General features: G+C 57.8%; 9 protein-coding genes and 1 pseudogene. 9 read left to right on the top strand and 1 reads right to left on the bottom strand.

Going from position 1 to position 9,335, the window contains the following annotated elements:
• The 9 genes and pseudogenes from ACS5Q1_RS44610 to ACS5Q1_RS44650 form a co-directional block, all read left to right on the top strand.
• Positions 1–317: DDE-type integrase/transposase/recombinase (locus tag ACS5Q1_RS44610; protein WP_473104237.1), on the top strand; the 317-nt coding region annotated here is incomplete at its 5' end.
• A 529-nt stretch (positions 318–846) separates the two neighbouring features.
• Positions 847–1,515 (top strand): haloacid dehalogenase type II, encoded by a 669-nt coding sequence (locus ACS5Q1_RS44615; protein WP_473104238.1) that lies wholly within the window; start codon positions 847–849, stop codon positions 1,513–1,515.
• An 8-nt stretch (positions 1,516–1,523) separates the two neighbouring features.
• Complete coding sequence (locus ACS5Q1_RS44620; RefSeq protein ID WP_473104239.1) at positions 1,524–2,738, top strand: phosphotransferase enzyme family protein; 1,215 nt, start codon at positions 1,524–1,526, stop codon at positions 2,736–2,738.
• A gap of 79 nt (positions 2,739–2,817) precedes the next feature.
• Complete coding sequence (locus tag ACS5Q1_RS44625; RefSeq protein ID WP_473104240.1) at positions 2,818–4,146, top strand: aspartate aminotransferase family protein; 1,329 nt, start codon at positions 2,818–2,820, stop codon at positions 4,144–4,146.
• Positions 4,147–4,265: 119 nt separating this feature from the next.
• Complete coding sequence (locus ACS5Q1_RS44630) at positions 4,266–4,748, top strand: GNAT family N-acetyltransferase (RefSeq protein WP_473104241.1); 483 nt, start codon at positions 4,266–4,268, stop codon at positions 4,746–4,748.
• A gap of 334 nt (positions 4,749–5,082) precedes the next feature.
• Positions 5,083–5,256: a hypothetical protein gene (locus ACS5Q1_RS44635; protein WP_473104242.1), complete on the top strand. Its 174-nt coding sequence runs from the start codon at positions 5,083–5,085 to the stop codon at positions 5,254–5,256.
• A gap of 625 nt (positions 5,257–5,881) precedes the next feature.
• Positions 5,882–6,874 carry an ornithine cyclodeaminase family protein gene (locus ACS5Q1_RS44640; RefSeq protein ID WP_473104243.1) on the top strand — a complete coding sequence of 331 codons (993 nt, stop codon included), beginning with the start codon at positions 5,882–5,884 and terminating at the stop codon, positions 6,872–6,874.
• Positions 6,874–7,851 carry a threonine/serine dehydratase gene (locus tag ACS5Q1_RS44645; RefSeq protein ID WP_473104244.1) on the top strand — a complete coding sequence of 326 codons (978 nt, stop codon included), beginning with the start codon at positions 6,874–6,876 and terminating at the stop codon, positions 7,849–7,851. The genes ACS5Q1_RS44640 and ACS5Q1_RS44645 overlap by 1 nt, the downstream gene beginning before the upstream one ends.
• Before the next feature lie 284 nt (positions 7,852–8,135).
• Positions 8,136–8,738: pseudogene (locus tag ACS5Q1_RS44650) on the top strand (IS6 family transposase); the annotation flags it as partial.
• A 124-nt stretch (positions 8,739–8,862) separates the two neighbouring features.
• Here the strand turns inward: ACS5Q1_RS44650 and ACS5Q1_RS44655 are convergent.
• Positions 8,863–9,335, bottom strand: a 473-nt coding sequence (locus ACS5Q1_RS44655; protein WP_473104245.1) for an ACT domain-containing protein, incomplete at its 5' end; no start/stop codon positions are given.

Genomic DNA, 9,335 nt, shown 5'->3' on the forward strand with positions numbered 1-9,335 from the left:
TCGGCCTGCCCACATCACGTGCTCCCGACACCCCTGTCCCGGTCACCCCAGGATACAGCCGCCGAGTTGGTTGCGCCAACGCGCCGATGGTGCCGAGGAAAAGCATGCCCGATAACAATGTCATCGAAGCGGATCACGGCGCGCTCAAGCGCGTGATCCGGCCGACCCGCGGCTTCCAGAGGATGAAAACAGCCTACGCCACTATCAAAGGTTTTGAGGTCCTGCGGATGATCCGCCGCGGCCAATGCATCCAGCAACAACCAGGAGCGATAGGCGAAATCCGCCTCGTGAGCCAGCTCTTCGATCTCGCCGCGTGAAGAAAGCTTTTGAATGGGTTCGTTATGCCCTTTCCAAGTTACTGCAACGGAGCCCGCGAGACTCCAATTGACCAAGCACCACTGTGCATGACAGGTACCGACCCCCAGTAGGCCATTCGCGGTTCGATTACGAAATCCGGAAGCGGCCTTCGTCAGGCGACGGCCATAGCGGCTCCGCGCCCCATATCGGTCGTGGCGTTCCACCGCTGCCGATCCCAAAAAGCCGCCGTCGCCTGCGAACACGAGGGATGGGCCTTGGCCAGAGGTTGGCGTGCCTATCGAACGATGAGTCAGACGCTGGCCGAACTGAGTACGCCTCTGATCTGTTCGGCTCGGCTCAGCACACAGCGCGAGCGCTACAGGTCGGTTTCGGCTCAGGAGAGGCGAAAGAAACAGTACCGCGGAAGGTCGTGCTGGGTTTGCGGTCGACCGGAGGGCCTTCTGCTGAATGACCATGCATTTCGGCACATTCTGCCAAACGCCTGCAGCTATGCTCGGCTAATAGGGCAGATTGACAGGAACCAAGAACATGGATCGCTTCCGGCCGAAATACGTGACTTTTGATTGCCACGGCACGCTGATCAATTTCCAAATGGCGGAAGCCGCTCGGGATCTGTTCGGTCATCTTCTGGATGGGCCGCGCATGGACGAATTCATCAGAAACTTCCAAGCCTACCGCATCGATGAGGTGATGCAGGACTGGAAGCCCTATGCCGATGTCGTTCACAACGCACTGGAGCGCACCTGCCGCCGCAACAACGTCGCATTCCGTGCCGAAGACGCTGAAACGATCTACAACCGCATCCCGACCTGGGGACCGCATCAGGACGTACCCGAGGGCTTGGCTAAACTGGCCAAGGAAATTCCGCTGGTTATCCTTTCGAACTCCATGATGGCCCAAATTCCGTCGAACGTGGCAAAGCTCGGCGCGCCATTTCATGCCGTCTACACCGCTGAACAGGCGGGGGCTTATAAGCCGCACTTCAAGGCGTTCGAATATATGTTCGACATGTTAGGATGCGGCCCAGAGGACATAACTCACGTGTCCTCGTCTTTCCGCCACGACCTGATGTCTGCCTATGATCTCGGCATCAAGAGCAAGGTCTGGGTTAATCGTGGCCATGAGCCGGCCAACCCCTATTACGAGTACACCGAAATCCGCGATGTGACGCAGCTACCCGGCGTTTTCGGGCTCTGAGGGCGCGGATGGGGCGCGGGGCTTCATGGCTGGAGCGCTCCACCTTTCGCAGCATGAAGAACACCATCTCCAACAGGCGAGGATCTTTCGAATTGGGTGCTTGTAGTGATCTGGTCCCCGATGAAGAAGTCGGTCAGCGCAATAGCTCTATGGCTGCGGGACGCGACCATCTGCCCTGCGCGGCAGCCTCAACCGAAGCCTATTTTCGCGCTGCCGCCGCAATCCTGGCCATGCGGCCGGGCTCCTCCGAACCGGACATGTCGGCGGCACTGCTACAGCGCCACTACGGATTGGCGGGATCGATCGCGACATTATCCTCCGAGGTCGAGCGCACCGATGAGGTCAACCTGTCGGACGGCCGCCGATTGATCCTGAAGACGTCGACAAGACCGGAGGCGATCGACAGCTTTCGTTTCCAAACCGCCGCCATGGCGGGATTACAAGGGGCCGAGGGCTTCGTTGCACCCGAAGTGCTCCGCACGAGCAGCGGCGCATTGATGTTTGAGCAAGAGGGGCTATGCGGGTACTTGCAGACCCGGATTGAGGGCATTCCGCTGCACCAGGCGACGCCCACTCCCGACCTGCTTTTTCGAACTGGCAGCGCTCTCGCCCGGCTGGACCGAGCCCTTGCGCAGGTCAATGTGCCCGCGGCCCACCGCCCCGTTCTTTGGCATGTCGGGTGCTGGTCGCGGTTGATGGAACTAGAGCAATACCTGCCATCCGGGAGCATTGCCGACAGCGTTCGCGTCGCGATGGCGGAGTATGTGGAGTTTGTTGAGCCACAACTCTCGCATGTGGCGTGGCAGGTCACTCATAACGATCCCAGCCCATTCAATATGATGGTGACTGGCCAGGGAATGGGTTTCATCGATTTTGGCGATGGCTGCTGGAGTCCCAGGATCCAGGATCTGGCGATCGCAGCAAGTCACGTCGTAACGGATTCGACCCTTCCTCTGGGTGGGGCCGAACATCTTATCGCCGGCTATGCCTCTGTCATTGCACTTTCGACGCTGGAAACAAGACTGCTCGTCGGACTGATGCGGGCGCGACAAAGCGCATTGATCTTGGTCAATTACTGGCGCTCCCACCTTTTTCCGGCCGACGCCCAGTACATCAAAAAGAACGTCGCGCGTGCCGAGCACGGCCTTTCTATCCTGGCGCCTCTTGGTGTCGCATCGGGCGAGGCGGCAGTCCTGGCGGCAATATCGTCGTCCTTGCCGTAACGCCATTGCGGTTTGCTCGACCGGCACGGTCGCCGAACCGCGAACTGATCAAGGTACTCGTTCGAAGAGGCAGCAGCACATGTCCACAGATCTCATGCCGAATCGCTACAGACCCGGCGAATCCGACCTTCCCCGGCGCGAGTCCGAGCTAATTGCTCGCCGTGACGCAGTGCTGGGGGCCTCGTATCGGCTCCAGTACCGCCGGCCCGTGCACTTCGTGCGCGGCGAAGGCATGTGGCTCTACGATCCTGACGGGCAGGCCTATCTTGACTTCTACAATAACGTGCCGTCTCTCGGCCATTGCCACCCGGAAGTCAACGCCGCAATGGCTGAGCAGGCGGGCCGAATAAGCGCCAACACACGCTATCTCGAGCCAAACCTTGTCGACTATGCCGAGCGGTTGGTCGATACCTTCCCAAACGAGCTCGACCGGGTGGTTTTTACTTGCACGGGGAGTGAATCCAACGATCTGGCCCTGCGTATCGCGCGATTTGCGAGCGGCAACGAAGGCGTGATCGTGTCCTCCTATGCGTATCACGGCACGAGTGCGGCGGTAGCCGCAGTTTCGCCGAACTTGGGCGACGCAGTCAAGCTCAGTCCATTCGTGCGCATGGTATCACTCCCCGGCCCGGCGGGCGTGCCGGAAGCCCAGGCTGCGGACTTTTTCGAGGCACAGATTCGTTCAGCCATTATGGATTTGAACCGTCGTGGCATGGGCGTTGCGGCCCTGCTCATCGACAGTATTTTTTCCAGCGATGGCGTCTGGGTAGATCCTCCTGGCTTCATTGCCAACGGAGCTGCAGCGGTGCGGGAGGCAGGTGGCCTCGTCATTGCCGACGAAGTTCAACCGGGCTTTGGGCGAACAGGCGCCCATATGTGGGGCTTCGAGCGGCACGGGATCGTTCCCGATCTTGTTACCCTCGGCAAGCCGATGGGCAACGGATTTCCAATTGGCGCTGTCGTTGGTCGCAGAGCCCCGATGGAGCAGTTCGGTGCCACCGCTCGCTACTCGAACACGTTCGCCGGAAATACGGTCGGAATAGCGACCGCGGACGCCGTGCTGACGATCCTGCAGCGTGACCAAATCCCCCAAAAAGCGCTTGCCATGAGCCAGCACCTCCGAGCCGGGCTGGAGGAAATTGCAAAGCAGCATTATGGAGTTCGTGCCATCCGAAACGCCGGTCTTTTCTTTGGCGTCGACATGGGGCCTGAGGGCACACCGGCGGCAGGCCGGCGTGCGATGGCTTTGGATGTGGTCAACGCCATGCGGGATGACGGCGTACTTATCAGCACGACAGGAGCCAATGAGGATACACTTAAAGTGCGCCCTCCGCTCGTTTGCCAAGCCAAGCATGTTGACCTCTTCCTTGCATCCCTGGAGCGCGCGCTCATCAAGGTCGCAGGCTAGACCGCCTACCTGCCAGCAGGTGGCCGGGCCTGCGTCCAGGGCCGGCCGAATGCACGCGCCAGGGATAAAACACTATAATCCGCTTCTCAGCACCTGCTGCAAACGCTAATCATGCCGCCATGCATATTCGCCCCGCCTCATCTGCTGACGCTCCCGCCGTCTGGTCGATCATCGAGCCCATGATCCAAGCGGGAGAAACCTATACGCTTGATCGTAACCTGAGCCGGGCAGAGGCTCTTGCCTATTGGATGGGAGCAGACAAGAAAGTCTTCGTTGCCGAGGAAGCGGGCGCCATCCTCGGCACCTACTACATGCGTCCCAATCAGGCTGGCGGTGGCCGGCATGTTTGCAACTGTGGATACGTCACAGCACCTGATGCGACGGGTAGAGGCGTCGCACGCCGTATGTGCGAACACTCAATGGCAACCGCCCGCGCCCACGGGTATCGGGCAATGCAGTTCAACTTCGTGGTGAGTACCAACCAGCGCGCCATTTCGCTATGGCAGAGAATGGGTTTTGAAGTTGTGGGCACGTTGCCCGGCGCGTTCAAGCACCCGACACATGGCTATGTTGACGCCTTCGTTATGTATCAAGCGCTCTAGACGAAGTTGGCGTTCGCGACGTTGGATGACGATGCTGCAGTGTCCAACTGGACGGCAGCCAAGTATAAACTCGGCCAAAACCGGACAGACCGCATGCGGCCCCACACAGGTCATGCTGTAAGCATACCTAGGCCGCCAGAAGCCGAGAGAACAATCGGAGCTTGTAGCGTATATCCGGTAGGTGTGCGGATCGACGGTATCGGTCCTCCGCTACCAATTTGTATCACCCCCGACAAAGCCTGGAAATCCTGACGTTTGCCAGCAATTGGTAGGCCGTTCGCCGAACACGTGTTGCCGCATTGTAACACCGTGTAACGACGAGGATTTTACCCTCATGGCACGGGCTGCTTACATCATCAAGAAAGACGAGCGGTACTGGTTTCAGAAAAGATTCGGTGCGCAGAGCGGCATCGCGCCGGGTCTGACCAGTCATTGCCGCGTTGCACTGCGAGCGGCCGACTATCGGCAGGCCGTTTCCCGGATGCTGAAGGTCATGCGCATGGTCTAGTCATATGAAATCCAGGCCGACATAGTGGACCGCGCGAATACCTTGCTCGCGGAGATGCAGCGTTTCAATGCGGCGGCCGGAGGATAGGACGGGGATAAATTGGTCGAGAGGCGAACCCTGGAGATTCTCGTCACACGATTCATTGGAGAAGCGCGGCCGGCTTGGATACTTGGACCGTGTCGGTGGCCAAAGGTCAAGTCGCCAGTCGAGGGATCAGCGTCAGGTTTCGTCATCTGTCCCAGACAAGGTCCTTCAGCAGACGAGGGGGCGCCTTTAGAGTGCTGCCGGGCCATGGTAGTGTCGAGCGATGGTCTCCTAGTTCTGCCAGCACCAGCTCCATCAGTTTGCGTCCGATGCGCATGCAGCAGCGGCTCGAGCCGGCGCGCCATCGAAACGAGAGCGGCAATGTTGGCCAGGGGGTCGTAGCGGAAGCTTTCGCAAATCGGGGCGAGAATCAACGGAAATTGGGTATGCTGGGCTCATTCGACATTTTCTGCTGCGTACCCGGTGTGACAGTGCTTGCACGTGGACCAGTCAGCACCAGGCGAGCCGATGGCAAAAGTGTCACGCTCCGGCGGCGGGCGTGTGGCGTAGGCCCCGACTTCACAACGGGTAGGGATTATTCATGAAAACGCTGCTGCTTACGAAGGATGAAGTAAGACGGCTAATCGGCATGACGGAAGTCATCGGCGCGGTGGAAGAGGCTTACAAAGCCTTTAACAGTGATCAGGTGGAACAACCTGACTATATTGGAATAGATCTCCCGTCACCTCGTGGGGAAATCGACTTTAAGCTTGGTTACTACAAAGCCAATGAAATGATCTCCATGAAAGCCTCTTCTGGAGGGTTCATTGATAACCCGACAGCACACGGCGTGCCCAATGGCATGGCGACCATTTTCCTGTTTGATGCCAAGAGCGGTGCGTTGATTTGCATCATGGATGGAAGTTTGATCCTTGGGCTCCGAACCGGGGCGTCTGGAGCCGTTTCTGTAAGGGCGCTGGCAAGGAAAAATGCCAGGAAAATCACATCGATCGGGACGGGCAATCAGGCGCGAATGCAAATCCGGGCGATCAACGAGATCATGAAGATCGAAGTGATCCACGCATGGGACAGTCACGCGGACACGCTTTCCAAATACAAGACGGATATCGAAGGCGAATTTGGCATTCCTGTAATCATGGCAAACTCTAAAAAAGAAGCCGTTGAGCAGGCCGATATCCTGATTACGACGACCCGCGGGAAAGGGTCGCTTGTGGAAGCGGATTGGGTGAAGCCCGGCACGCACATTGTTGCAATCGGTACAGATCAACGTGGCAAACAGGAGCTGGATCCAGAGATCTTCAGGAACGCAAAAGTCATCGTCGACTCAATTGCGCAGTGCGCCGAAAAGGGCGAGACCTGGCACCCGCTGAATAAAAACATCATCGCCAAAGACGACATCCATGCAGAGATCGGCGAGATATTGTTGGGAAGGAAGCCGGGACGAGAAAGTGATGACGAAATCACGATTTTCGATTCAACGGGGATGGCCATACAGGACAATACGACAGCCAGCAAAATCTATCAGAACGCCATCGCCAATAACCTCGGCACCTTCTTTCAATTTTTTGAGTGATGACCATGCGCAATTACCCCACCATTCAGGACATCCGTGAAGCCCGGGAACGGCTGAAACCGCACGTCAGGCACACGCCGCTGTTGCGTGCGGAGAAAATCGAGAAGGCCGCTGGCTGTCAGCTTTATCTCAAACCCGAAACCCTGCAGATTACTGGCGCCTTCAAGATCCGCGGCGCCCTGAACAAGGCTCTCTCGCTCTCGAGAGAAGAGATCGCAAACGGCATTATCGCGACGTCGTCGGGCAACCATGCCCAGGGGCTTTCTTACGCGGCCAAGATGCTCGGCGTAAAAGTGATATTGGTACTTCCGGTCGCCACGCCCAAGATCAAGATCGAAAATACAAAAGCCCTTGGTGCGGAAGTCATTCTTTTTGATGGTGATAATGCTGCTAGATGGAAAAAGGTCTACGAAATCGCTGAAGGAAACAAGTATGCGGTTATTCACGGCTTCGAGGACCCCGTTGTAATGGCTGGCCAGGGAACGATTGGGTGCGAGATACTCGAAGACCTGGACGATGTGGACACGGTCATTGTTCCCCTAGGCGGCGGAGGCCTGATCTCGGGAATCGCAACGGCTATCAAGGAAACGAAGCCGTCGGTGCGCGTTATCGGGGCAGAGCCTGCCTTGACACCGAAGTATTTTCACAGCCGGATTAACAAGGAGCGTACATCGCTTCCCTTGAAGAACACCATTGCGGATGGCTTGAGGTTAAGTGTTCCGGGTCAAAACCCGTATCCGATTATCGAAAAGTATGTGGACGAGATTGTTCTTGTTGAAGACGAGCACATCATTGCCGCGATGCGCGCGCTTGCCAAGGATGCGAAATTGATCGCTGAACCAGCCGCCTCGATCGGGGTCGGAGCACTGTTAGCGGGCAGCATAGACGTCAAGCCCGACGAAAAGGTCTGTGCGGTGTTGTCTGGCGGGAACTGGGATCTACGCGACCTTGCTGAGATATACAAAGTTGCTGAGTAAGCTTTTCCAGAACGAATTTGAAAGTTCCCGGCGAATGGAAAAGTTGAACCCGCTTGTGAAAGCATGTCAATAAGTATTCGTCTGGAGATTATTTACCGGGCTGAATAAAGCGTGGCGCGAGGGAGGGCGAGAAAGGACCCAGAGAATACGACATGCGAGATGTTGTTGGGCTATCGCGAAATGCTTAGTTCGACTGCTGGCTTTGCGCCTGCAGCAAAACATCCGCGCCGCAGGGTTCGTCACGTTAACTTGGGTATTGGAGAGAGCCGTGTAGAAGGGCAGGCATGACCAAGCCCATCAGCTACAAGCGTCACCGTTCACTGCCCGAGATCATCGCTCATGCCGTTTGGCGCTACTTTCGGTTCCCGCTGAGCCTACGCTTGGTTGAGGAGATGCTGCTGGAACGCGGCATCTTCGTTTCCTATGAGATGGTACGCCGATGGGCTCTGAGGTTCGGACCCGCCTACGCTCGCCGCCTCCGGCGCAGGAGGCCGAGCCGCCGCGACATCTGGCACCTCGACGAAGTCGTGTTCACTATTGCCGGCAAGACGCACTGGCTGTGGCGGGCGGTGGATCAGAACGGCTATGTCCTTGATGAGATCGTCTAGACCCGTTGTAACACCAAAGCGGCCAAGCGCTTGCTGAAGCGTCTGTTGAAGAAGCAGGGCTGTCCACCGGGACGGATGATCACCGACAAGCTCGGCTCGTATGCTGCCGCCCGGCGACAGATCATGCCGGCAGTCGCGCATCGGCAACATAAAGGGCTCAACAACCGCGCGGAGAACTCGCATCTGCCCTTGCTAGCCACCTTCACCGCCTCAATGCCATGGCGGAGTGGAAGTCTGCAGCCGGCATTGCCGCTTAAGTCCATTAAGAGATCAAGTTTCCCTTAGTGCGCCAACTATCAATTAATGTGACAACACCCCGCACGATGCGTCAGGAGGAAGGCCCCGACGGTATCATGACTTTAGGGCAAATGCTTCAGGAAGCTCTGTAGGCGAACGTGACAGGTTATCCTCTTGCGTAGAGAAGCCGTGCCCGAATGGTTCCTTCGAGGGCGCGGATCTCATCAAGGGTTTCCCGGCTCTGCTCGGGCAATCCTTCCGCATCGATTACGACATAGCCGATCTCGCCATCCGTCTGCAGATGCTGGCCCGTGATGTTCAGGCCGCGTTGCGAGAAGGCGTTGTTGAGACGTCCGAGAATGCCGGGCACATTTCGGTGCACGTGGATGTAGCGTGTACCGGTGGCGCGGGACGTGAGCTGAACCTGCGGAAAGTTCACGGCTCCGACCGTCGTGCCCACATCGGAATACTCGACGAGCTTCTTCGCAACCTCGGCACCGATGCGCTCCTGCGCCTCCTCCGTCGAGCCGCCAATATGTGGTGTCAGAATAACGTTCGAGAGGCCTTGCAGCGGCGTGACGAAGGGCTCCTTGTTCGAGGCCGGTTCGCTCGGAAACACGTCCACGGCCGCACCACGCA

The organism is Microvirga sp. GN3 (genome assembly GCF_055792825.1).